Below are 24,233 nucleotides of genomic sequence, written 5' to 3'. Positions count from 1 at the left end.
CACACAGGTTGAGCGACAGAACTTCCCTACAATCCAAAATCACATTTTGAAACCGGTCTGCTGAACGGACGGGCATGTTCCTGTTGTTATGAAAATTCTTATCTCCAACGACGATGGTTACCAGGCCGCTGGCATTGTTGCGCTGTATGAAGCCCTGAAAGACGTGGCCGAGGTCGAGGTGGTTGCGCCCGAGCACAACAACAGCGCCAAGTCGAATGCACTGACCCTGTACTCCCCGCTGTACGTGCACCAGGCCAGCAACGGCTTTCGCTATGTGAACGGCACGCCAGCGGACTGCGTGCATATCGCGCTGACCGGCTTGCTGGGTTACCGGCCGGACATGGTGATCTCTGGCATCAACAATGGTGCCAATATGGGCGACGACACCATTTACTCTGGCACCGTGGGTGCAGCCATGGAAGGCTATTTGTTCGGCATTCCGTCTTTGGCTTTTTCGCAAACCCAGAAGGGCTGGCAGCATCTGGATGCCGCAGCCCAGACTGCGCGCAATTTGGTGGTGCGCATGACCCAGCAGCAGTTGGTGGGTGCCCAGCCGTTTCTGTTGAACATCAATATCCCCAACTTGCCGCTGGAAGAGCTCAAGCCACTCAAGGTGTGCCGATTGGGCCGCCGCCATGCGGCCGAAAAAGTCATCACCATGGACAGTCCGCGTGGCGACACCATGTACTGGATAGGCGAGGCCGGCCGCGCCAAGGACGATGCCGAAGGCACCGATTTCCATGCCAGCCTGCAGGGCCATGTGACCATGACTCCTCTCAAAGTGGATCTCACTGACCACGACCATCTGGGTTACTGGGCGCAGACTGCGGCCCATCTCGCGGGTGCATAACGGCAGTGGATTCCATGACCCAACGTCCCCGCTTTCCCGCGCGACTGGACCTCTCCTCCGGTGCTCCATTGGGCAAGACAGTTGCTATTAAAAAAGTAGCTGTTGCCGCAGCTAATTCCAGCGCCAGAGGCCCTAAAAGCTTTGAACATGCGCCGGCACCCGGCCACGGCATGGACTCGGCTGCGGTGCGTGCGCGCATGGTGCAGAAGCTGGCCGCCATGGGCATAGGCTCGGCCGCCGTGCTGCGCGCCATGGGCCAGGTGGAGCGCCACCGCTTTGTCGATACCGCCTTGGTGAATCAGGCCTATGAAGACACTAGCCTGCCCATCGGCCTGGGTCAGACCATCTCCAAGCCCAATGTGGTGGCCCGCATGGCCGAGCTATTGCTGGATTCGCCGTTGGGCCATGCCGGGCCGCTGGGCCGTGTGCTGGAGATTGGCACGGGCTGCGGCTACCAGGCTGCCGTGCTGGCCGTGCTGGCGCGCGAGGTCTACAGTATCGAGCGTCTGCGCGGCCTGCACGACAAGGCACGCGCCAATCTGCGACCCTTTCGCCTGCCGAATGTGCACCTGCTGTTTGGCGACGGTATGGTTGGCTATGCCAAGGGCGCGCCCTATGCGGGCATCATTGCCGCTGCGGGTGGCGATGCGATTCCCCAGGCCTGGCTGGACCAGCTCGCTGTGGGTGGGCGCCTGGTTGCACCCATGGTGACCCCCGGGGGGCAGCAGGCATTGGTGGTCGTGGATAAAACGGCCAAAGGTCTGCAGCAGCAATTGCTCGAGGCCGTTCACTTTGTCCCTCTAAAATCAGGGATTGCTTGAACAGGAATTACACATGCTCGCTTTGCGTCCTCAGGATTGGAAATACACGGCCGCCGTTTTGGCCGTACTGGCCGTGGTCGGCTGCTCCAGTACCAGTTTGCACAAAGCCCCGGTAGAAGACCGTGGTACGGGGGCAGTCCGCACCCAGTCGTCCGTTGCCGTTGCGCCGGCTGATGCCGCTCCCGCCAAACCCTTGCCCGGCGCCGAAAATGCAGGCAAGCCTGGTTATTACACAGTCCGCCCTGGCGACACCCTGATCCGCATCGGCCTGGACAACGGCCAGAGCTGGAAGGATATTGCGCGCTGGAACGGGTTGGATAACCCCAATCTGATTGAAGTTGGCCAGGTGCTGCGCGTGATCTCGCCGAACGCCACGGCCACCGAAGCTGGCGTGGTGACGCGCCCGGTCACCAGCTCTACCGTGACGGCGGCTGCGGTGCCTGCCGCCAGTGCCGCGGCCAGTGCGGCCAGCAGCCCGGCCAGCGCTGCCAGCAAGCCGATGGCACCCGTATCTGCAGCTCCTGCGGCTGCCGTGGCCACAGGTGGTGATGACGACGTGGCTTTCATCTGGCCCACCAGTGGCAGCCAGATCGCCGGTTTCGACGAAGCCAAGAACAAAGGCCTGGACCTGGGTGGCAAGGCCGGTGACCCCGTGCTGGCCGCCGCCGATGGCCGCGTGGTCTATGCCGGTGCCGGCTTGCGCGGCTACGGCAATCTGCTGATCCTGAAGCACAACAACACGTATCTGACAGCCTATGCGCACAACCAGACCTTGTTGGTCAAAGAAGACCAGTCTGTGCGCAAGGGCCAGAAGATCGCCGAGATGGGCAGCAGCGACACCGACCGTGTGAAGCTGCACTTCGAGATTCGGCGCCAGGGCAAGCCGGTTGATCCGACCAAATACCTCCCCAACCGGTAAACACCATGCAAAAGCCTGACGTATCCGCTAAGACCTTGGTCGTGGATGCGTTGGGCGAAGATGCCATACCCGAGGTCGATGCCGCGCCGTTGGCGGGCGACGGCCTGGCCTCCTGGCTCGCCACGGGCGGCGAAATCCACGACGCGCTCACGCTGTATCTGCGCGATGTGCGCCGCACCGAGCTGTTCACCGCCAGCGAAGAGTTCGACATGGCGGTGCGTGCCAGGGCCGGTGACTTTGCGGCCCGCCAGGCCATGATCGAACACAATCTGCGCCTGGTCGTGAGCATCGCAAAGGCCTATCTGGGACGCGGCGTGCCCATGGGCGATCTGATCGAAGAGGGCAACCTCGGCCTGATGCATTCCATCGACAAGTTCGAGCCCGACCGGGGCTTTCGCTTTTCCACCTATGCCACCTGGTGGATACGCCAGTCGGTCGAGCGTGCGGTGATGCAGCAGGGCAGGGTGATACGCCTGCCGGTGCATGTGGTGCGCGAGCTGCAGCAGGTGTTGCGGGCCCGGCGCACGCTGGAGCATGACCCGGTATTTGCCGCGTTGCGCCCGGACGGCGTGCGTGTGGACGACGTGGCAGCTCTGATGGGCCGCGACGAGCATGAGGTGGCCGACCTGCTGGCTCTGGCCGAAACACCGCGCTCGCTGGACTCGACCTTCGACCGCTCAGAAGACGGGCAGACCCTGGGTGACACCTTGACGGACGAGAGCGCACTGGACCCCGCTGCACACACCCAGATCCACGAGGTGGAGCGCCTGCTGGAGGCCTGGACTGCCACCTTGACCCGGCGCGAGCGCGAGGTGCTGGATGGCCGCTTTGGCCTGCACAACCGTGAACCCGAAACCCTGGATACTTTGAGTGTGCGTCTGGGCCTGACCCGTGAGCGGGTGCGTCAGGTGCAAAACGAGGCCCTGCGCAAGCTGCGCATCCAACTGGGCCGCAGTGGTGTAGACAAGGAGGCTTTGCTGTAATGCGTTTGTATGTTTATCTGTTGCGCTGGGTTCTGCTGCTGGGTGTGAGTGTGCTGGCTGCATGCGTTGGCACCGGGCCGCGTAGCACCACTATCAGTACCGAGAAGATTCAGTCGCTGCTGGCGCAGCGTTTCCCTTATACCGGCCGCATCGGCCCGTTGTTTGAAATCCAGGCCCAAACGCCCCAGGTGCGCATGCTGCCCGAGCGTAACCGCGTCGGCACGTCGCTGCAGATCCAGGTGTCCGAGCGCCTGGGCCGCAATGTATTCAATGGCACATTGGATGTGGACTATGGCCTGCGTTTCGAGCCCAGCGACCAGACCATCCGCCTGGTCGATCTGCACGTCAACAGCCTGGATTTTGCCGGCGTGCCGGAGCGCTACCAAAGCCTGGTGCAAGGCTTGGCACCTCAGCTGGCCGAACGTTTGCTGGACGACGCCAGCCTCTACCAGGTCAGCGCCAAGAACATGGCCACCGTGGAAGGCATGGGCTATGTACCCGGCAGCCTGGAGGTGACGCCGCAGGGTCTGCGCATCACCTTGCAGCCCAAGCCTGCGCAGTAGCTATTTACTATCAAAAAAAGAGCGGCCGGTGCAGGTGGTACCTGCGCCGGCCGCTCTTTTTGTATAAATTCAGGCCCGCCTGCGGGCTGGCGTTTAATGCGTGCCTTGTTCCAGGAAACGCTGTGCGTCCAGTGCCGCCATGCAACCCGTACCAGCGCTGGTGATGGCCTGGCGGTAGATGTGGTCTTGTACGTCGCCGGCGGCAAATACGCCGGGCACGCTGGTCATGGTGGCAAAGCCTTGCAAGCCGCTACGGGTAACGATGTAGCCGTCCTTCATTTCCAACTGACCAGCAAAGATCTCGGTATTGGGTTTGTGGCCGATGGCGATGAAGCAGCCCTTGAGGGTGACGTCGGTGGTCGCATCGCTCTGTGTGCTTTTCAGGCGCACGCCGGTCACGCCGGAGGCATCGCCCAGCACCTGCTGCAGCGTGTGGAAGAGCTTGAGCTCGATCTTGCCCTCTGCAACTTTTTCGTGCAGCTTGTCCACCAGAATGGCCTCGGCCTTAAAGCTGTCGCGGCGGTGCACCAGGGTGACCTTGCGGGCGATGTTGGACAGGTATAGCGCCTCTTCCACGGCGGTATTGCCACCGCCAACTACGCACACGTCCTCACCACGGTAGAAGAAACCGTCGCAGGTGGCGCAGCCGGATACGCCGCGGCCCATAAAGGCGGTTTCGGACTCCAGGCCCAGATACTGGGCGGATGCGCCGGTGGCCAAAATCAGGGCATCGCAGGTGTAGCTGCCGCTGTCGCCGGTCAGGGTGAAGGGGCGCTTGCTGAAGTCCACGGTGTTGATGTGGTCGAAGATGATTTCGGTCTTGAAGCGCTCGGCATGCTCCTGGAAGCGCTGCATCAGTTCCGGGCCTTGCACGCCCATCACGTCGGCGGGCCAGTTGTCTACTTCGGTGGTGGTCATCAGCTGGCCGCCCTGGGCGATGCCGGTGATGAGTACCGGGTTCAGGTTGGCGCGGGCAGCGTAGATGGCGGCGGTGTAGCCGGCGGGGCCCGAGCCCAAAACCAAAACTTTGGCGTGTTTAATCATGGACATGGATGAAAACCTGTGGTGAAAATAGGAGGGTGCCGTGTACAGTTCGCGGCTTGCTATGAAAATGCAAGTCAGCGTGGCTGCCGGGCGCTTTTAATGATGGCGTTTAATTGAAATTTTGCCCCAGATTGTAAGAACCTATGGCTTGCAGGGTTCCGTGCAGTTGCCCTTGCCGAGGGCTAGGCATGGGCCGGGCAAAGGCTGATGTGTCTTTTAAAGAGGAAATGCGAATGTCAATGTTGTCCAACATAGAGCTGCTGTTACGCGTTCCCCTGTTTTCCAGCATGACGTCCGAGCAGGCGGATGTCGTGGCCAAGGCGGTCACCAAGCGGCGCTTCAAACGGGGCGAGGTGATCGTCGAGCAAGGCCTCAAGTCTGACACGCTGTTCATCGTGCTCAGCGGCCGGGCCCGGGTGCTGACCACTGACGGTCGCGGTCGCGAGGTGATCCTGGCTACGCTGCAAATGGGTGACTATGTGGGGGAGATGAGTCTGATCGACCACGAGCCCCATTCGGCCACCGTGCAGGCGGATGCCCTTACCGACTGCCTGGTGCTGGGCCGTGCTGAATTCGAGCACTGCCTGGAGGGCAATACCGCCATGGCCCGGGCCGTGATGACTGGGCTGGTCAAGCGGTTGCGCCGTGCCGACCAGAAGATCGAGTCGTTGGCCCTGATGGATGTGTACGGTCGTGTGGCCCATGTGCTGCTGGAGTCTGCCGCCCATGACGTGAACGGCCAGATGGTCATTCGTGACAAGATTTCGCGCCAGGACGTGGCCAAGATGGTGGGGGCCTCGCGCGAGATGGTCAGCCGCGTCATGAAAGACCTGGAGGAGCGTGGCTACATCGTCAGCCAGGACAATGGCTCGACCCACATCCAGTCGGTGCTGGGTAGCCTGATTTAAACGATTGGCAGTACTGCACGGGCTGTTTGAACACGTTCTTACATCTTGCGGCGAGTGCGTGGCCGCCGTGCCCCATTCGGGGGCTGGGCTTGGGGTAAGCTCAGGGCAGTACTTCTTGCCCATGACTTATTCTCTCAATACCCTCAATTCATCTGGCCCGGTGGTGTCGCCCGTACGCACGGGCCTCAACCGTTTTGCGCGTGAAATCGGTTTGATCCTGGGGCTGCTGGCCCTGGTGTTCTGGCTCATGTCCATGTTGGGCTATACCTTGCAAGACCCCGCTTGGTCCACCTCTGGCCAGAGCGCCGTGGTGCGCAACTGGGGCGGGCGCCTGGGTGCCTGGATCGCAGACCTCAGCTATTTCAGCCTGGGTTTTTCTGTATGGTGGTGTTTTGCTGCCGGCGTGCGCGCCTGGCTGGCCGCCCTGGCCGGCTGGATGCGTGGCCATGCCCCGGATGAGCGTGCCCAGCAGCCTGCGCCACGTCTTAGTGGCAATGCCTGGACTTTCTGGATTGGCCTGGCCGTTCTGTTGTGCGCCAGCACCGGGCTGGAATGGTCGCGTCTGTACCGGCTTGAGCCGCAGCTGCCGGGCCATGTGGGCGGTGCGCTGGGTTATTTGATCGGTCCGTTTGGCGTCAAGTGGCTGGGTTTTACCGGCTCCGGCCTGGTGTGGATCACGCTGGGGGTGATTGGTGTGTCTGCGGTGTTCCGCTTTTCCTGGAGCCAGGTGGCTGAGCGCCTGGGCGCCTGGACCTATTCCCTGGTGGAAACGCGGCGCGAGAAGCGCGAAGTGGCGGTGGACCTGGCCGTGGGCAAAAAGGCTGCCAAGAAGCGTGAAGCCGTGGTGCGCGAGGAGCGCGTCGAGATCGAGGCCCACCACCCGCAGCCGGTCATGATTGAACCGACTTTGGTTGATCCACCCAAGAGCCAGCGTGTGGCGAAGGAGCGCCAGAAGCCGCTGTTTACCGAGATGCCTGACACCAAGCTGCCGCAGGTGGACCTGCTCGACGGCCCGCAGCTGCGCCAGGAAACCGTGGCCCCCGAGACGCTGGAAATGACCAGCCGCATGATCGAGAAAAAGCTGAAGGACTTTGGCGTCGAGGTGCGCGTGGTGCTGGCCTCGCCCGGCCCGGTGATCACCCGCTACGAGATCGAGCCGGCCACCGGAGTCAAGGGCTCGCAGATCGTCGGCCTGGCCAAGGACTTGGCGCGTAGCTTGAGCCTGGTGTCGATCCGGGTGGTGGAAACCATTCCCGGCAAAAACTATATGGCGCTGGAGTTGCCGAACGCCAAGCGCCAGTCGATCACGCTGTCGGAAATCCTGGGTTCGCAGGTCTACCACGAAGCCAAATCCATGCTGACCATGGGCCTGGGCAAGGACATCATCGGCAACCCGGTGGTGGTGGATCTGGCCAAGATGCCGCATGTGCTGGTGGCCGGTACCACCGGCTCGGGCAAGTCGGTGGGTATCAACGCGATGATCTTGAGCCTGCTGTACAAGGCCGAAGCGCGCGATGTGCGCCTGCTGATGATCGACCCGAAGATGCTGGAAATGTCGGTCTACGAAGGCATTCCGCACCTGCTGGCCCCGGTAGTCACCGACATGCGCCAGGCCGCGCACGGCCTGACCTGGTGCGTGGCCGAGATGGAGCGCCGCTACAAGCTGCTGAGCAAGCTGGGCGTGCGCAATCTGGCCGGCTACAACGCCAAGATCGACGAAGCCGCGTCGCGCGAAGAGTTCATCTACAACCCGTTCAGCCTGACGCCTGATAGCCCCGAGCCCTTGAAGCGCGAACCGCACATCGTGGTGGTGATCGACGAGCTGGCCGACCTGATGATGGTGGTCGGCAAGAAGATCGAAGAGCTGATTGCCCGCTTGGCGCAAAAGGCCCGGGCGGCCGGCATCCACTTGATTCTGGCGACGCAGCGGCCCAGCGTGGACGTGATCACCGGCCTGATCAAGGCGAATATCCCGACCCGGATTTCCTTCAAGGTCAGCAGCAAGATCGACAGCCGCACCATTCTGGACCAGATGGGCGCCGAAGCCCTGCTGGGCCTGGGCGACATGCTGTACATGCCCGGCAGCGGCATGCCGACCCGGGTACACGGCGCCTTTGTCAGCGACGAAGAGGTGCACCGCGTTGTAAGTTACTTGAAGACCCAGGGCGAGCCCGACTACATCGAAGGCGTGCTGGAAGGCGGCACGGTCGATGGTGAGGACGGCGAGGGTGCTGACGGTCTGGGTGGCGGCAGCGGGGGCGAGAAGGACCCGATGTACGACATGGCAGTGGAGGTAGTGTTGAAGAACCGCAAGGCCAGCATCTCCCTGGTGCAGCGCCATTTGAAGATCGGCTACAACCGCGCCGCGCGCCTGGTGGAAGACATGGAAAAAGCCGGCCTGGTCAGCGCGATGAGCGGTGCGGGCCAACGTGAAATTCTGGTGCCGGCGCGCGCGGAGTAAATACATGAAAAAACTGATTGCTACGGTATTCATAGCTGCTAGCGCAGGTATTGCCTGCGCCGGAGGCCTTGAAAGCTTGGAAGACTTCGTGAAGACAGCGAAGACCGGCCGCGCCGAATTCACCCAGGTGGTGACTTCGCCACCCAAGGACGGGCAGGCTGCGCGCAGCAAGACCTCCAGCGGCACGTTTGAGTTTCAACGCCCCAGCCGCTTCAAGTTCATCTACAAAAAACCGTTTGCGCAGAGCATCGTGGCCGATGGCCAGACCCTGTGGCTGTATGACGTAGACCTGAACCAGGTGACGGCGCGCAAGCAGTCGCAGGTGCTGGGCTCCACGCCTGCAGCGCTGATCGCGGCTGCACCCGATCTGAAAGCCCTGCAGGCCGATTTCACTCTGCAGGCCGCACCTGACCAGGATGGCCTGCAGTGGGTAGTGGCCACCCCCAAGGCCAAGGACGGTCAGCTGCAAAGCGTGCGCGTGGGCTTCAAGCAGGTGGACAAAGCGACCGAACTCGGCGCGCTGGAGATTCTGGACAGCTTTGGCCAGCGCTCGGTGATGAGCTTCGCCAAGATGGAGCTCAACCCCAGCTTGGCGGCGGACAGCTTTCAGTTCAAGCCGCCGGCAGGTGCCGACGTGGTACGGCAGTAGCCGTTGGCTGAGGCACTTTCAGTTGTTCATCGGCTGCTTGCCCAGGGCGCGGTGCACCCGCTCGTGGTGGATGCGCATGCTGTCGGATGCCACGGGTGACTGGATGGCATAGTTTTTCTCCCGCGTGTCGCGCATCACATAAATGCCCAGCGGTAGGCCTTGCGGGTTGACCACGCTGACGACCAGCGGGGTGTTTACTGAGGCACCTTTCTTGGCACTCACGGCTTTCTCTCCGTTGGCCAGCAGCACATAGGTGCCGGGTGGGTAAAAGCCTACAGCGGTTGCCATGGCTTTGGCGACTTCGGCATCTTCTTCCACCGCGCCCACGATGCCGTCCTTGGCAGCGCCCAGGGCGGAGAAGGCGGGCCGGGTGGAGCGGGCCGCCATTTTGCCAATGAAGGCATCGGCTGTGTACAGAATGCGCCGGCACAGCAGATTGCGCTCCAGTCCTTTTTTCGGGTCACGGTCGTGGTGTAGCAGCACGATGTCCAGCAGGTCGTCATTGACCTCGCCGAAGCCGCGCAGCATGCCCACGCTACGCTGCGGGTGGTCTTGCACCATCTGCTTTTGTGTCGCGTCCAGCGGCGTGGTTTGTGTGGCCAAAGCGTCCTGCAGCTTGACCATGCCGATGTTCATCGTCAGGGCTGCCTGCATCAGTACCGGGCGCACGGCTTCTTCCACCTCCATCTTGCGCGCGGTCAGCTCACACACTGCCGCGCACAGCAAGGCGTGGGTGGCACAGTAGCCCAGCGACTTGTCGGCCAGGGCCTGAAAGAGCTTGAACAGGCTGTCGTCCGCGTCGTGGTTCAGCAGTTCCATTACGCGCTTTTGTACGCCCTGCAGCCGTCCCAGCGGATTTTTGGCCGCGGTGCCTGCGTGCAAAATGGTGCCGAGTACGGCTTGTACATCGGTCCAGTCGCCGGTGATGTCTTCGCCCACGGTGTAGTCCAGCTCCAGGACTTCTTCCGGCATTTTGGCTTTGGCGATTTCATCGATGCTCGCACCAGCGCGCAGCATGGAGTAGACCAGGCGGTCGTAACTGTGGGCCCAGGCCTTGAAGTCACTCTGTATGGCACAGGCGCCATGTGCAAACAGGTGGTCGCGGTGGTGTTCAGAGGTGATGGCCTGGCCTCTGCGCAGCAGCAGATTGCCTTTGGAGTCCCAGATATTGATGGGCAGGGGCCGGTCGATCTCGATGTGCCAGACGGGCACGGGAACATAAATCATTTGGGAACAGCGCGCGCAAAAGGTTGCTCGGAAAGTGCCCGAGGATACGGTATCTGGCGGGCTCGGTGCCTGCGGGCTGTTGCGGATGGACCGCATGGCAGAATCAGTGCAGCGCTTGCTGCGCAAAAAAATCCTCCCCATTTCCGCCCGCGCGACACCATGACCTCCACCCCTCCATCCAAGGACGCCCACCGGGCCGATCACCTGCGTCCGAGCAGGCTGGCAGGGGGGCTGGTATGGATTGCGCTGTATGGAGAACTTGCCCGTGGTTTTGCAGGGGTTCGCCATGCTTGATCTGTTCGCACAAGAGCCTTCTGCGCCGTTGGCGGAGGCGCTGCGCCCCAAGACCCTGGACGAGGTGGTTGGGCAGTCCCATCTTCTGGGTGAAGGCAAGCCCTTGAGGCTGGCTTTCCAGTCGGGAACGCCGCATTCCATGATTTTCTGGGGCCCCCCGGGCGTGGGCAAAACCACCTTGGCGCGACTGACGGCCACTGCTTTCAAGTGCGAGTTCATTGCCCTGTCGGCGGTATTTTCGGGTGTCAAAGACATCCGTGCGGCGATGGAGCAGGCGCAGCAGAACCTGGCTATGGGCAAGCACACCATCTTGTTCGTGGACGAGATCCACCGATTCAACAAGTCCCAACAAGACGCGCTGCTTCCATATGCGGAAAGTGGCCTGGTGACCTTCATAGGCGCGACCACCGAGAACCCTTCGTTTGAAGTGAATTCGGCCTTGCTGTCGCGGGCGCAGGTCTATGTGCTGAAGTCGCTGACTGACGAAGAATTGAAGCTGCTGCTGAAGCGTGCGCAGGCAATGGCCTTGGGCCATCTGGAGTTTGATGACCTGGCACGAGACACCATCATTGGTTACGCCGACGGCGACGCCAGACGATTCTTGAACCTGCTGGAGCAAACCAGCACGGCCGCCAAGGCGACAGGTCTGAGTGTGATCACGGCCGATTTCCTGCAGAACGCCCTGAGCTTGAACAGCCGGCGTTTCGACAAGGGGGGCGACAATTTTTATGACCAGATTTCGGCCCTGCACAAATCGGTCCGTGGTTCACATCCCGACGCCGCGCTCTACTGGCTCACAAGAATGCTGGACGGTGGGGCCGATGCACGTTATTTGTCGCGGCGGATCGTGCGCATGGCCTGGGAAGACATTGGGCTTGCGGACCCTCGCGCCATGCAAATTGCCAATGATGCCGCCCTGACGTACGAGCGCTTGGGCAGCCCCGAGGGCGAGTTGGCACTGGGCCAGGCGGTGATCTATCTGGCGGTGGCGGCCAAGAGCAATGCGGGCTACAACGCCTACAACCAGGCCAAAGCCTTCGTCAAGCAAGACAAGAGCCGTGAAGTACCAGTGCACTTGCGCAACGCCCCCACCAAGCTGATGAAGGAGCGGGGTTATGGGCATGAATACCGCTACGCCCATGATGAACCCAATGCCTATGCGGCGGGTGAAACCTATCTTCCGGATGGCATGCAGGAGCCGACTTGGTACCGGCCCACACCCCGTGGCTTGGAAGCCAAGATTGGCGAGAAGCTGGCCTTGCTGAGGAAGTGGGATGACGAGGCGGGTACATCGGACAAATAGCTGCAGTTGCGCAAGCGGCTGCCTGTGCGCGGGCCTGCGCATACCGGTGGATATGCACCCACCACTGGCTGGCGCTGCGCTGCATTGGTGCTGACCCGCCGTATTTCTCTGCCGTCCGGTTGCGCTGGCCATGGAAACGCTTCGCTGAAAGCAGGACTTTTGAAGCGGGGACTTGTATCAAGGTATTTCCAGTCCGAAAAGCCAGAACGCTTTGCAAGGCCTATGTCCTATAAGTTGTGCTCGTTAATGTATTTGCATAATGAGTCAGACTAATACTTGTGAAAAACCGCTTATCCGTCTGTTTCCGAGGGTAAACACGGCATAAAACCCTGGTTTTGGCCCGATTCATGCTCGCTACAATCCCGGCAGAACCCGACCAGGGATGGACCTGGCGGGTTTTTTGCTAGATGGGTGCTTGTGTATGAACGCCGGCCCCGGATCGCGGGCTATGCACTGACGCTGGCTGTGGTGCATTACAAAATGGAGAATAATTTTTATGGATATCTTGCTTCAGCAGATCATCAACGGTCTGGTACTGGGCAGCATGTATGCCTTGGTCGCCTTGGGTTACACCATGGTGTACGGCATCATCAACTTGATCAACTTCGCGCACGGCGAGGTACTGATGGTCGGCGCGCTGACCAGCTGGACCATCATCGGCTTGATGCAGGACGCCATGCCGGGAACACCCGGCTGGATCATGCTATTCATCTCGATGATCATTGCCTGCGTGGTTGCAGCGACACTCAATTTCGTCATTGAAAAAGTAGCCTATCGGCCGCTGCGCAGCAGCCCGAAACTGGCCCCCTTGATCACCGCTATCGGCATGTCCATCCTGCTGCAGACGCTGGCCATGATCATCTGGAAGCCCAATTACAAACCCTATCCCACCTTGTTGCCCAGCACGCCCTTCAACGTGGGCGGCGCGGTGATCACGCCCACCCAGATCCTGATCCTGGGCCTGACAGCGGTGTCCCTGGCGGTGCTGGTGTGGCTGGTGAACTACACCAAGCTGGGCCGCGCGATGCGCGCTACGGCCGAGAACCCCCGTGTGGCGGCACTGATGGGCGTTAAGCCTGACATGGTGATCTCCGCCACCTTCATCATTGGCGCCGTGCTGGCGGCCATCGCCGGCATCATGTATGCGTCCAACTACGGCACGGTGCAGCACAGCATGGGCTTCCTGCCCGGTCTGAAGGCCTTTACGGCAGCCGTGTTCGGCGGCATCGGCAACCTGGCTGGTGCGGTGGTCGGCGGTATCTTGCTGGGCCTGATTGAATCCATTGGCGCAGGCTACATCGGCCAGGTGACTGGTGGCATCCTGGGTAGTAACTACTCGGACATTTTTGCCTTCATCGTCTTGATCATCGTGCTGACGCTGCGTCCCTCGGGTCTGCTGGGTGAGCGCGTGGCCGACCGCGCCTGACCGGAGCACTTTCATGAAACAGAACAAAACAATTACTTTCATCATCGCGGCACTGGCTGCGGTGATTCTGCCGCTGGTCCTGCAAGGCTTCGGCAACGCCTGGGTGCGTATCGCCGACATGGCGCTGATCTATGTGATGCTGGCCCTGGGCCTGAATATCGTGGTCGGCTTTGCTGGTCTGCTGGACTTGGGTTATGTGGCCTTCTTTGCCGTGGGTGCCTACACCTACGGCCTGTTGGCTTCGCCCCAGCTGACGGATGCCTTCCCGGCCATCGCCGCCATGTTCCCCGAAGGTCTGCACATGCCCCTGTGGCTGATCTTGCCGGTCGGGGCGGTGATCGCGGGCTTGTTCGGCATGCTGCTGGGGGCTCCAACCCTCAAGCTGCGTGGCGACTACCTGGCCATCGTGACCCTGGGTTTCGGTGAAATCATCCGCGTGTTCCTGAACAACCTGGACCACCCCATCAACATCACCAATGGCCCCAAGGGCTTGGGCCAGATCGACTCGCTGAAGTTCTTCGGTATCGACCTGGGCAAGCCGCTGACAGTGTTTGGCTTCGAGGTGGCATCCGTCAGCTTGTACTACTACCTGTTCCTGGCACTGGTGGTGATCAGCGTTGTGCTGTGCTCCCGCCTGGAGCTGTCGCGTATCGGCCGCGCCTGGATGGCCATCCGTGAAGATGAAATCGCCGCCAAGGCCATGGGTATCAACACCCGCAACATGAAGCTGCTGGCCTTCGGCATGGGCGCTACTTTTGGTGGCGTGTCGGGCACCTTGTTCGGCGCGTTCCAGGGCTTTGTGTCGCCCGAGTCCTTCAGCCTGATGGAGTCGGTGATGATCGTCGCCATGGTGGTGCTCGGCGGTATCGGCCATTTGCCTGGCGTGATTCTGGGCGCGATCTTGCTGTCGGCCCTGCCCGAAGTACTGCGCTATCTGGCCGGTCCGCTGCAGGCCATGACCGGTGGCCGTCTGGATTCGGCCATCCTGCGCCAACTGCTGATTGCCGTGGCCATGATCATCATCATGCTGTTGCGCCCCCGTGGTCTGTGGCCTGCGCCCGACCATGGCAAGTCGCTGCAAGGTAAGTAAGGAACACACATGACTGATACAAATAACACCGATGTGGTCCTGCGCGTCGCGGGCATTTCCAAGCGTTTCGGCGGCCTGCAGGCCCTGAGCGATGTAGGCATCACCATCAAGCGCGGTCAGGTGTATGGCCTGATCGGCCCGAACGGCGCCGGCAAGACCACGTTCTTCAACGTGATCACCGGCCTGTACACGCCTGACAGCGGCAGCTTCGAGCTGGCCGGCAAGCCGTACTCCCCCACGGCGGTGCATGAAGTCGCCAAGGCCGGTATCGCACGCACGTTCCAGAACATTCGCCTGTTCGCTGAAATGACGGCGCTGGAAAACGTGATGGTCGGCCGCCATATCCGCACCCATTCGGGTCTGCTGGGCGCCTTGTTCCGCACCCCTTCGTTCAAGAAGGAAGAGCTGGAAATCGCCCAGCGCGCCCAGGAGCTGCTGGACTATGTCGGCATCGGCAAGCTGGCCGACTACAAGGCCCGCACCCTGAGCTACGGCGACCAGCGCCGCCTGGAAATCGCCCGTGCCCTGGCGACCGACCCGCAGCTGATTGCGCTGGACGAGCCCGCTGCCGGCATGAACGCGACCGAAAAGGTCATGCTGCGCGAACTCATCAGCAAGATCCGCAAGGACAACCGCACCATCCTGCTGATTGAGCACGATGTGAAGCTGGTGATGGGCCTGTGCGACCGTCTGACCGTGCTCGACTACGGCAAGCAGATTGCCGAAGGCACACCTGCCGAAGTGCAGAAGAATGAAAAAGTGATCGAAGCTTATCTCGGAACCGGAGGACATTGATAATGGCTGCAACACCCAACAAAAAAGCGGGCGAAGTGCTGCTGAAGGTCAGTGGGCTGAAGGTTTCCTACGGCGGCATCCAGGCCGTTAAAGGCGTGGACTTTGAAGTGCGCGAAGGCGAGCTGGTCTCCCTGATCGGCTCCAATGGTGCTGGCAAAACCACCACCATGAAGGCCATTACCGGCACCCTGCCATTCGTGGCCGGCGACATCCAGTACCTGGGCCAAAGCATCAGGGGCCAGGGCGCATGGGACCTGGTCAAGAAGGGTCTGGCCATGGTGCCGGAAGGCCGTGGCGTGTTCACCCGCATGACCATCACGGAAAACCTGCTGATGGGCGCCTACATCCGCAACGACAAGGCCGCGATCCTGGAAGACATCGAGAAGATGTTCACCATCTTCCCACGCCTGCGCGAGCGCAAGGACCAACTGGCCGGCACCATGTCCGGTGGCGAACAGCAAATGCTGGCCATGGGCCGCGCGCTGATGTGCCGTCCCAAGGTGCTGCTGCTGGACGAACCCTCCATGGGTCTGTCGCCCATCATGGTCGACAAGATCTTTGAAGTGGTGAAAGACGTGTACGCCCAGGGTGTGACCGTGCTGCTGGTGGAGCAAAACGCCAGCCGCGCTCTCGGCATTGCCGACCGTGGCTATGTGATGGAGTCCGGCATCGTCACCATGAGCGGCGACGCCAAGGAAATGCTCAGCGATCCCAAGGTCCGCGCCGCGTACCTGGGCGAGTAGGCATCAGGGCGGGCAAGCCCGCTCTGCAAAAACAATAGCACCTGGCGCAGATTCCATCTGCGCCAGGTGCTTTTTTTATGTCCAAGTGCAACGCCAGTGGCAGGCTGATTTCTGTCGCTTGATAAAAGCCCTTCGCCGCATATTCCACCTACACTGTCCGCTATGAATACTGTAGTGGAAACCTCCGGCAGCTTCCGTTTCATCCACGCCGCTGACCTGCACATCGACAGCCCCTTGCGCGGCCTGAGCCGCTATGCGGGCGCGCCGGTGGAGCGCCTGCGTAACGCCACGCGGCGTGCTTTGGAAAACCTGGTCGATCTGGCGCTGGCCGAGCAGGTGCAGTTCGTGCTGCTGGCCGGCGATCTGTACGACCGCGACTGGCCCGACTTCCACACCGGCCTGTTCTTCCGCGAGCAAATGGTGCGGCTGGGCCGGGCGCAGATTGGCGTCTACATCGTCCAGGGCAATCACGACGCCCAGGGCACTATCACCCGCGAACTGCCTTTGCCCGAGCACGTGAAAGTGTTCTCCAGCCGCAGTGCGGAAACCGTGCGCATCGACGCGCTCGGCGTCGCCATCCACGGCCGCAGCTTTCCGCAGCGCGCGGTGGACGAAGACTTTGTGCCCGACTACCCGGATGCCGTGCCCGGCCAGTTCAATATCGGCATGCTGCATACCAGCCTGACGGTCGGCGGCGGCATCCACGATACCTACGCGCCCACGACCTTGCCGATGCTCAAGACCAAGGGCTACGACTACTGGGCGCTGGGCCATGTGCATACCCGCGACGTCGTTTGCGAGTCGCCGCGTGTCGTCTTCCCCGGCAACCTGCAGGGCCGGCATGCGAACGAAACCGGGCCCAAGGGCTGCGAACTGGTGACGGTGGTAGGCGGGCAGATGGAGGCGCGCTTCGTGCCGCTGGATGTTGTGCGCTGGCACCAGCTGCAGCTGGCGCTGGACGGCATGGACAGCCTGGCGCAAGCCACCCAGCTGATCGCCGCCACGCTGGCCGACGCCACCCGTGGCGCCGGCGACCGCCTGCACGCGCTGCGCGTGGCGCTCACCGGCCGCAGCGCCTTGCACGGCACCGAGGCCCAGCAACCCGGCACGCTGGAGGCAGCGGTCCATGCTGCCGCCCAGGACGTGGCCGGCGCCGAACTCTGGATAGAGCAGGTCCAGCTGCGCCTGGCCAGCCCCATAGACCGCACCCAGCTGGCCCAGGGCGAGGACGCGGTGGCCGAGCTGCTGCGCCTGGTCGACGAACTGGCTGCCGACCCCGCAGCGCTGGCCGCCTGGACGGCCAAGGCCTGTGGCGACGTGCTGCACAAACTCCCCGCCGAAGCTAAGAACGAGGCGGACTGGAGCAACCCTGCTTTTATGGAAGCCTTGCTGCTGGACGCCGAAGCCACGCTATTGGCCCGGCTGGGGAGCGCCGCATGAAGCTGCAAAAACTTTTCTTGAGCGCCTTCGGCCCATTCACCGGCAAAGAGCTGGACTTCAGCGCTACCTCGGCCAATGTGCACCTGCTGTACGGCCCGAACGAGGCTGGCAAGTCCTCGGCCCTGCGCGCCATGGCCGACTTGCGTTTTGGCATTCCGCTGCGCAGCGCCGACAACTTTGTGCACGACAGCGCCAAGCTGCTGCTGGCCGGGGTGTTCGCCGATACCGATGGCCAGCCGGTGGCCGTGGCCCGGCGCAAGAAGAACAAGGATGCGCTGACCACTGCCGACCCCGCCACCGGCCTGCCGCTGGCCACACCCGTGTCGGCCGCCATTGCCCAGGCGCTGACCGGCGGCCTGGACCGCGCCGGCTTCGAGCGCAGCTTTGGCCTGGACCATACGCGCCTGCGCCAGGGCGGCGAAGATTTGCTGAAAGGCGAGGGCGAGCTGGGGGCTGCGCTGTTCGAAGCCAGTGCCGGCCTGCAAGGCGTGAAGGCGCTGCTGGCCAGCCTGCAGGACGACGCCAAAAGCTATTACAGCCCGCGCGCCACCCAGGCCACCATCCCCGAGGCGTTGCGCCAAATCGAAGAACACAAAGCCGCCTTCAAGGCCGCGCTGGTGCGACCCGCCGAATGGAAGGACCGGCAGCGCGCACTGGAGTCGGCCAATGCACAGCTGGCCGACCTGAAGCAGCAGTTGGCCAGCCATACCAAGCGCATCCACGCGCTAACCGAGCTGCGTGCCGTGCTACCTTTATTGCAGCAGCATGCGCAGGTAGATTCAGCGCTAGAGGCACAAAACACTATAAAGCTGTTGGCACTGGACGCACGCGAGCAGCGCCTGGCCACGCAGCACAGCCTGCACACCGCGCACAGCCAGTGGGATACCGCCCAGGCCGAGATCGACCAGTGCGCCCAGGCCCAGTCCGGCCTGCGGCTGGAGCCGGCCTTGCTGGCCCACGCGCCGGCGATCGAACGCCTGCTGCGCGACTGCGCGGCCGTGCGCCAGCAACGCAGCGAGCGCCTGCAGACCCAGGCCCAGGTGGAGCAGGGCGCGGCCGTGTTGGCCGCCATGGCCCAGCGCATCGCCCCGCAGCAAGATCTGGCCACGGTGCTGGCAGCCGTACCGGGCACGGCAGACCGGGTCGCGCTGGACGACTTGCTCGACAACTTGGCGCGCCAGACCCAGGCGCTGGCGCAGCAGCAGGCGCGGCTGGCGCAGATCGACGCGCAACTGGCCGACACCACCGATGGCGAGGTACACAGCGTGGCCCCGCCGCTGCAAGCCGCCGTGGACACGGCTGTGCAGCAGGCCCAGGCGCTCGGCGATACGCCCAAACGCCTGGCCGAGGCCCAGCGCGGGCTGGACGCAGTGGCGCCCCGCCTGCAACAGGCCCTGGCCGGGCTGCGTCTGCCCGACACCGCTGCTCTGTACGCGGTGCGCCCGCTGCTGCCGGCCGAGATCGCCGAGGCCGAAAAAGCCCAGACCGCGCTGGCCGCGCTGAGCGATGCCTTGCAGCAGGAGGACGCCGCCCTGCAACGCGCGCTGCAGGCCTACCAGCTGCGCCAGCAGCAGCTCGCGGCCGTCGGCGAGCTGGTCACCGCGCAGAGCCTGCAGGCCGCACGCCAGCAGCGCGACAGCCATTGGCTGCAGCTCAAGCATGCCTATGCCAACCCGGCTGCCGACCCGGCGTTGCTGGCGGCTTTCGAACAGGCCCAGGCCGAGGCCGACCGCCAGGCCGATCTGCTGCGCGCCGGCGCCGAGCGGGCCGCCCAGGCGGCCGAATGCGCGCTGCAGACCAGCGAGGCCCAGAGCCGGCGCGCCGCGATTGCCGAGCAGCGCAGCGCCTGCGCCGCCCAGGGCGCGCAGCAGCAGAGCGACTGGCAGGCCGCCCTGGCCCAGGCCGGCCTGCCGCCGTACCCGCCAGCGGCGCTGCGCGAGTGGCAAGGCCAGCGCCAGAACGCGCTGGCCCTGTGCGAGCAGCACGACACATTGCAGCGTGAGCTGGCCGATCTGCAAGGCCGTGCGCAGGCAGCAACCCAGGCTTTGGTCGCGGCGCTGCAAGCGGTCGGGCAGGGCGCGTCCGCCGACCTGGCGGCGCTGCTGCCACAGGCCGTGACCTGGCTGCGCGGTGCGCTGGAAGCCGACACCCGCATCCGCGAGCGCAGCCGGCAACGCGGCCTGCTGCAGGCCGAGCGCAGTACGCTGCAGGCCAGCCTGGCCGCGCAACAGCAGGCGCTGGACGCGCATGCGACCGCCCAAGCAGGTTGGACCGCGCGCCTGTTCCTGCCGGCGGCCAGCAGCGCGGCGACCATCAAGGCCCGCCTGGCCGAACTGGCGGCGCTGGACCAGGCCCAGGCAGAGCAGAACCGGCGCGTCCAGGCGATTGCCCAGCTGCAGGCCCGCGAGGACGCGCTGCAGACCCAGGCCCAGGCCCTGGCCGCGCTGCTGCAGGAGCCGTCGGTGCAGCACGTGGACGATTTTGTCGACGGGCTCGGCACCCGCGTGGCCCTGGCCCAGGCGCATGCCACGCAAGCGACCGAGCTGCAGCGGCGTCTCGATGTGGCCCTGCGCCAGCAGGCGGTAGCGGGCCAACAGAAGTCGGCCAGCCAGAGCGTGCTGCAAGCCCTGTGCGCGGAGGCATCGGTAAACGATGCAGCCGAATTGCCGGAAGCCGAGGAGCGCTCCCATGCCAAGCGCGCGCTGCAAGAGCAGCTACGCACCCTGGAAGGCCAGCTGCTGCAGGCGGCGACACGGCCCCTGGCCGAACTGCGGGCGGCGGTGGCCGGCGTGGATGTGGTGGATATCGACGCCGAACGCAGCGCTTGCGAGGCCCGCGTCGCGCAGCTGGACCTGGACATCGCCCAGGCCAGCGAGGCCGCGCAGAATGCCCGCCGCGCGCTGCAGGCCATCGACACCTCGGCAGCGGCCGCCGAGGCGCGCGAGCAGATGGAATCAGCCGTCGCCCGCCTGCGCGGCGCGGTCCGGCCCTGGGCCCAGCTGCGGCTGGCCGAGACCCTGCTGCAAGAGGCTTTGAAGCGCTTTCGCGAACGCGCCCAGGCGCCCATGCTGCGGTTGGCGTCGGAGTACTTTGGGCTGATCACCGGTGGGCGTTACCCCAAGCTGCTGGTTGACGCCTCGGCTGACAAGCCGGTGCTGCAGGCCGAAGGCGCCGACGGCCGGGTGATCGGTGTCGAAGCCATGAGCGAGGGCACGGCTGACCAGCTGTACCTGGCGCTGCGCCTGGCCGCGCTGGAGTTGCAGCGCGAGGCCGGCAAAGCCATGCCGCTGGTGCTGGACGATGTGCTGATGACTTCCGACGACAGCCGCGCCGCCCAGGTGTTCAAGGCCCTGGCCCGCTTCGCTAAAGGAGGCCAGGTGCTGCTGTTCACCCACCACCAGCATCTGGTGCAGGTGGCCCAGGCAGCTTTGCCAGCAGAGGCGCTCACCATCCACTATTTATAGAAATAAGGGCTGTAGCGCAGGTGATTCCTGCGCAAGCAGCTACTAAAAAAAATAGCGGACCGGTTTGCACCGGCCCGCTATGGACCTGGGGTTGGCGGGGGTTAGCCCAGCTCGCCCATCTGGCTTTGCAGGTAATTTTGGATGCCGACCTTGCCCAGCAGGTCGATCTGGGTTTCCAGGAAGTCGATGTGCTCTTCGGTGTCGTCCAGGATGCCTTGCAGCAGGTCGCGGGACACGTAGTCGCGCACGCTTTCGCAATAGGCAATGCCGTCCTTGATGGTGGCTTGCGCGCCTTGCTCGGCCTTCAGGTCGCAGGCCAAGCATTCGGGCACGTCTTCACCGACCAGGATTTTGGCCATGTCTTGCAGATTGGGCAGGCCGTCCAGCATGAAGATGCGGTCCATCAGCTTGTCGGCGTGCTTCATTTCGCCGATGGATTCTTCGTATTCTTTCTTGGCCAGCTTGTCCAGGCCCCAGTGCTTGTACATGCGGTAGTGCAGGAAGTACTGGTTGATGGCGGTGAGCTCGTTCTTGAGTTGCGCTTGCAGATGCGCGATGACTTGTGGGTCGCCCTTCATGGTGTTCGTCCTCTAGCGTAGGGGTGAAAAGATGGGCCATTGTCGCTGCAGTCTGCGGGACTATCAAAAGAAATGTGCCTGCTTTGCCTCCCTGCTACACCGGGCAGCGTGGTTCAGCGGTCAATGCTTTGGGTAGGTATCTGGTAGGCCCGTTCGTCAAACAGGTCGATACCGCACGCGAGTGACTCGGCCCATTCGAAAAACGCCGCTATCGCTGGGGCTCCGACAATCGGTGCGCCGTGTTGTGGCACCAGCATGGAAATGTCCAACTGGCGTGCCATGCGGACCCACAGGCGCAGCACTTTGTTGGCCACCATGTAGCGACGGTGAAAGCCTTCCATGTGCGGGATATGCTTGCGCAAATCGGTAATGGCCTGCTTGGACTCTTCACCCGTGAGCACGGAGGCGCCCAGGTCGCCCGTGAACAAGATGCGGCTGATCGGGTCGTAGAAGTGGAAGTTGCCTTCGGAGTGCAGAAAGTGCGCGGGCAGCAACCAGAGCTCGCTTTTGCCCAGCGGCAGGCGGCCGCCTGCATCGGCTACACCGATGATGCGGTCCTCGGTTTTGCCGACCTTGGTGAAGTGCGGCACAAAGCGTTCCCACACTTTGGAGATGACGAGCTGGGCCTTGGTGGAAGTGAGCCAGCGGTCGAGCGAGGCAATGATGTCCGGGTCGGCGTGCGAGGCCATGACGTAGGACAGCTTGTGTGGGCTGAAGTAACGCGTCATGCCCAGGAATAGCTCGTTGAAGGCCAGGTTGCCGCCCGGGTCGATGATGGCGCCCGTGCCGCTGTCTACGATCAGGAATTGGTTGGCCTGCACGGCTTGTCCGCCTTCTTCGATCAGGTCGGCAAACATGAGGCAAGTGTGTTGAGGGTCGCGGTAGAGCTCGATGGGCATGTGGGGTCCGGGTTGGGCCGTCCACTCTATGCCGATACAGGTTGTGGCGACTTGATAAAAATCAGAGATGAATCAATTGACGCAGTCACAATTGCCATATGCATGCACACCCCGCTCCCGCCGTCCTGGATATCGAAGCCTCTGGTTTGGGGCGTAACAGCTATCCGATTGAAGTGGGGTGTGTGTTGTCTGACGGTCGCAGCTTTTGTTCCTTGATCAAGCCCGAACCGGAGTGGACCCATTGGGACCCGGCGGCTGAACAACTGCATCATATTTCCCGTGATCTGGTTGTGCACAAGGGGCGCTCCGCACTGGAAGTGGCTCAGTTGCTCAACACCCAGTTGCGTGGGCAAACCGTGTACTCCGACGGTTGGGCGAATGATTACAGCTGGATCAACGCGCTGTTTGAAGTGGCCGACCTCAGCCCCTATTTCAAGCTCGAAAACCTGCGCTCTTTGTTGCGGGAAGATGAACTGTCACAGTGGCATGGCATGAAGCAGCAAGTGTGTATGGAGCTGGGGGAGCAGCGGCACAGGGCCAGCAACGATGCCCGTTTGCTGCAGCGCACATTGCAGCGTCTGATCGACCTGCGCGTTTAGAGCTCAGACGGGTTGGTCGTGTAGTTAAGCGGCTTATACGATGCGCCGCTCTATGGGGGCGGCAGCGTAGAAGCGGTTTTTCTCGGCAAACATGCGCTGGTCGGCCAGATGCAGGCTTTCGTCGATGTCTCCCGCGGCGCTGCAGGTGGCCATGCCTATGGATAGGCTAATGAGGTACTCGGGGTCATGCAGATTGCTTTCGCTCACCAGCTTGGTGATGCAGTCGATCAGAGCTTGCGCCAGCAATTCGTTGCAGCCAGGCATCAAGGCGGCGAATTCGTCTCCGCCAATACGGACCATGGAGCAGGCAGGGTGGGACATGGCATGCGCCCGGCGCAACAGGTCTCCCACGCGCCTCAGTACTGCGTCACCGGCCGCATGGCCTTGCGCATCATTGATGCGCTTGAGCCCGTTGAGGTCCATGACCACTACGCACAGCGGCCACGTGCCTTGGCGCGCAATGCGCTCCAACTCCGAGGTATAAAAAGCGCGGTTATACAGACCTGTCAAAGAGTCGTGGGTGCTGACATATTCCAGGTTGGCGGCGATTTTCTTGCGGATCGTGATGTCCTCCAGTGTCACCATCACCCGGCTCCAGCTTTCTTCGTGGCCGGGCAGCACGCGAACATGGATCTGCGCTTCAATACGCCTGCCGTCCAGCGCGTAGTTCACGGTCTCCTTGGTGAAATGGAAGACTCCGCTCCACAGGTTTTCCAGCTCGGTGACAAACGACTCCAGCATGTCGTCGCGAAAAATATCGGATAGGCGGGCCACCAGTTCTTCTTGGCTCTGTGCTGCGCACAGGATCAAGGTTTGGCGATTGACCCGAACCAGGCGGATCTTGCGCGAACACTCCAGCAGCCGCTCAGGCGCAGCTTGCAGGTGAGCACGTATGTCCACTACGCCTTGCTTACGCCAGGCATCGAACAGATTCTTGAGTTCGCTGTAGTCTTCCAGCCACAATGAAATGGGCGCCCATTCGAACATGCTTTCGCAATCGGCTGACGCGACATAAGACTCCATGTGCTGAACCTCCGCAGATTTTGGGGGGCCTTCAATAGCGGCACCACGCCGAAAAATAATTTCTATTCGCCTATTTCATGCCATAGACAAGAATGATACAAGGTGTTACACCGGCGGCCTGCTTTGTGCCTCGTGCGGTGAGCCATTTGTGCAG

General features: G+C 62.5%; 21 protein-coding genes. 16 read left to right on the top strand and 5 right to left on the bottom strand.

Annotated elements, in window-relative coordinates:
• Positions 1 to 88 precede the first annotated feature (88 nt).
• The 5 genes from surE to AC07O2_RS06810 are packed head-to-tail and all read left to right on the top strand — an operon-like array spanning position 89 to position 4,136.
• Positions 89 to 850 (top strand): 5'/3'-nucleotidase SurE, encoded by a 762-nt coding sequence (gene surE, locus AC07O2_RS06830; RefSeq protein WP_495074984.1) that lies wholly within the window; start codon positions 89 to 91, stop codon positions 848 to 850.
• 14 nt (positions 851 to 864) lie between these two features.
• Positions 865 to 1,671 carry a protein-L-isoaspartate(D-aspartate) O-methyltransferase gene (locus AC07O2_RS06825; protein WP_495074983.1) on the top strand — a complete coding sequence of 269 codons (807 nt, stop codon included), beginning with the start codon at positions 865 to 867 and terminating at the stop codon, positions 1,669 to 1,671.
• A 13-nt stretch (positions 1,672 to 1,684) separates the two neighbouring features.
• Positions 1,685 to 2,590: a peptidoglycan DD-metalloendopeptidase family protein gene (locus tag AC07O2_RS06820; RefSeq protein WP_495074982.1), complete on the top strand. Its 906-nt coding sequence runs from the start codon at positions 1,685 to 1,687 to the stop codon at positions 2,588 to 2,590.
• A 5-nt stretch (positions 2,591 to 2,595) separates the two neighbouring features.
• Positions 2,596 to 3,573, top strand: coding sequence for a sigma-70 family RNA polymerase sigma factor (locus AC07O2_RS06815; protein WP_495074981.1), 978 nt, complete (start codon positions 2,596 to 2,598; stop codon positions 3,571 to 3,573).
• Complete coding sequence (locus AC07O2_RS06810) at positions 3,573 to 4,136, top strand: DUF1439 domain-containing protein (RefSeq protein WP_495074980.1); 564 nt, start codon at positions 3,573 to 3,575, stop codon at positions 4,134 to 4,136. Before AC07O2_RS06815 ends, AC07O2_RS06810 begins: the two co-directional genes overlap by 1 nt.
• A 93-nt stretch (positions 4,137 to 4,229) precedes the next feature.
• On the opposite strand, the gene trxB is transcribed toward AC07O2_RS06810, so the two are convergent.
• Positions 4,230 to 5,186, bottom strand: coding sequence for a thioredoxin-disulfide reductase (gene trxB / locus AC07O2_RS06805; RefSeq protein WP_495074979.1), 957 nt, complete (start codon positions 5,184 to 5,186; stop codon positions 4,230 to 4,232).
• A 227-nt stretch (positions 5,187 to 5,413) separates the two neighbouring features.
• Between trxB and AC07O2_RS06800 the strand changes: the two genes are divergently transcribed.
• The 3 genes from AC07O2_RS06800 (at position 5,414) to lolA (ending at position 9,198) form a co-directional block, all read left to right on the top strand.
• The gene (locus tag AC07O2_RS06800) at positions 5,414 to 6,088 is read left to right on the top strand and encodes a Crp/Fnr family transcriptional regulator (RefSeq protein ID WP_490592787.1); all 675 of its coding nucleotides are present in this window, start codon (positions 5,414 to 5,416) and stop codon (positions 6,086 to 6,088) included.
• A gap of 121 nt (positions 6,089 to 6,209) precedes the next feature.
• The gene (locus AC07O2_RS06795) at positions 6,210 to 8,549 is read left to right on the top strand and encodes a DNA translocase FtsK (RefSeq protein WP_495074978.1); all 2,340 of its coding nucleotides are present in this window, start codon (positions 6,210 to 6,212) and stop codon (positions 8,547 to 8,549) included.
• A gap of 4 nt (positions 8,550 to 8,553) precedes the next feature.
• Positions 8,554 to 9,198, top strand: coding sequence for an outer membrane lipoprotein periplasmic chaperone LolA (lolA, locus tag AC07O2_RS06790; protein WP_495074977.1), 645 nt, complete (start codon positions 8,554 to 8,556; stop codon positions 9,196 to 9,198).
• Positions 9,199 to 9,216: 18 nt separating this feature from the next.
• Here the strand turns inward: lolA and AC07O2_RS06785 are convergent, their stop codons facing one another.
• The gene (locus AC07O2_RS06785) at positions 9,217 to 10,410 is read right to left on the bottom strand and encodes an HD-GYP domain-containing protein (protein ID WP_495074976.1); all 1,194 of its coding nucleotides are present in this window, start codon (positions 10,408 to 10,410) and stop codon (positions 9,217 to 9,219) included.
• Between the two features lie 301 nt (positions 10,411 to 10,711).
• On the opposite strand from AC07O2_RS06785, the gene AC07O2_RS06780 reads away from it, so the two are divergent.
• The 7 genes from AC07O2_RS06780 (at position 10,712) to AC07O2_RS06750 (ending at position 20,980) form a co-directional block, all read left to right on the top strand.
• Positions 10,712 to 12,022: a replication-associated recombination protein A gene (locus AC07O2_RS06780; protein WP_495074975.1), complete on the top strand. Its 1,311-nt coding sequence runs from the start codon at positions 10,712 to 10,714 to the stop codon at positions 12,020 to 12,022.
• 496 nt (positions 12,023 to 12,518) lie between these two features.
• Positions 12,519 to 13,448: a branched-chain amino acid ABC transporter permease gene (locus AC07O2_RS06775; protein WP_495074974.1), complete on the top strand. Its 930-nt coding sequence runs from the start codon at positions 12,519 to 12,521 to the stop codon at positions 13,446 to 13,448.
• Between the two features lie 13 nt (positions 13,449 to 13,461).
• A complete protein-coding gene (locus AC07O2_RS06770) occupies positions 13,462 to 14,538 on the top strand; it encodes an ABC transporter permease subunit (protein ID WP_495074973.1) in 1,077 nt (358 codons plus the stop codon).
• A 9-nt stretch (positions 14,539 to 14,547) separates the two neighbouring features.
• On the top strand, positions 14,548 to 15,333 hold the full coding sequence (locus tag AC07O2_RS06765) for an ABC transporter ATP-binding protein (protein ID WP_490592794.1): 786 nt from the start codon (positions 14,548 to 14,550) through the stop codon (positions 15,331 to 15,333).
• 2 nt (positions 15,334 to 15,335) lie between these two features.
• On the top strand, positions 15,336 to 16,076 hold the full coding sequence (locus tag AC07O2_RS06760; RefSeq protein ID WP_495074972.1) for an ABC transporter ATP-binding protein: 741 nt from the start codon (positions 15,336 to 15,338) through the stop codon (positions 16,074 to 16,076).
• A 162-nt stretch (positions 16,077 to 16,238) separates the two neighbouring features.
• A complete protein-coding gene (locus AC07O2_RS06755; RefSeq protein ID WP_495074971.1) occupies positions 16,239 to 17,516 on the top strand; it encodes a metallophosphoesterase family protein in 1,278 nt (425 codons plus the stop codon).
• Entirely contained in the window at positions 17,513 to 20,980 is a 3,468-nt protein-coding gene (locus tag AC07O2_RS06750; RefSeq protein ID WP_495074970.1) for an AAA family ATPase, read from the top strand. The genes AC07O2_RS06755 and AC07O2_RS06750 overlap by 4 nt, the downstream gene beginning before the upstream one ends.
• Before the next feature lie 101 nt (positions 20,981 to 21,081).
• Here the strand turns inward: AC07O2_RS06750 and bfr are convergent, their stop codons facing one another.
• Positions 21,082 to 21,558, bottom strand: coding sequence for a bacterioferritin (gene bfr / locus AC07O2_RS06745; RefSeq protein ID WP_495074969.1), 477 nt, complete (start codon positions 21,556 to 21,558; stop codon positions 21,082 to 21,084).
• 113 nt (positions 21,559 to 21,671) lie between these two features.
• A complete protein-coding gene (locus tag AC07O2_RS06740) occupies positions 21,672 to 22,457 on the bottom strand; it encodes an oxygen-binding di-iron domain-containing protein (protein ID WP_495074968.1) in 786 nt (261 codons plus the stop codon).
• A gap of 98 nt (positions 22,458 to 22,555) precedes the next feature.
• Between AC07O2_RS06740 and AC07O2_RS06735 the strand changes: the two genes are divergently transcribed.
• Positions 22,556 to 23,056 (top strand): 3'-5' exonuclease, encoded by a 501-nt coding sequence (locus AC07O2_RS06735; RefSeq protein WP_495074967.1) that lies wholly within the window; start codon positions 22,556 to 22,558, stop codon positions 23,054 to 23,056.
• Between the two features lie 33 nt (positions 23,057 to 23,089).
• On the opposite strand, the gene AC07O2_RS06730 is transcribed toward AC07O2_RS06735, so the two are convergent.
• Positions 23,090 to 24,079 (bottom strand): GGDEF domain-containing protein, encoded by a 990-nt coding sequence (locus tag AC07O2_RS06730; RefSeq protein WP_495074966.1) that lies wholly within the window; start codon positions 24,077 to 24,079, stop codon positions 23,090 to 23,092.
• Between the last annotated feature and the right edge of the window lie 154 nt (positions 24,080 to 24,233).

This window comes from Rhodoferax sp. GW821-FHT10B06 (genome assembly GCF_059415605.1).
The sequence above is the reverse complement of the archived record's forward strand: the minus strand, read 5'-3'. Positions and strand labels throughout refer to the sequence as shown.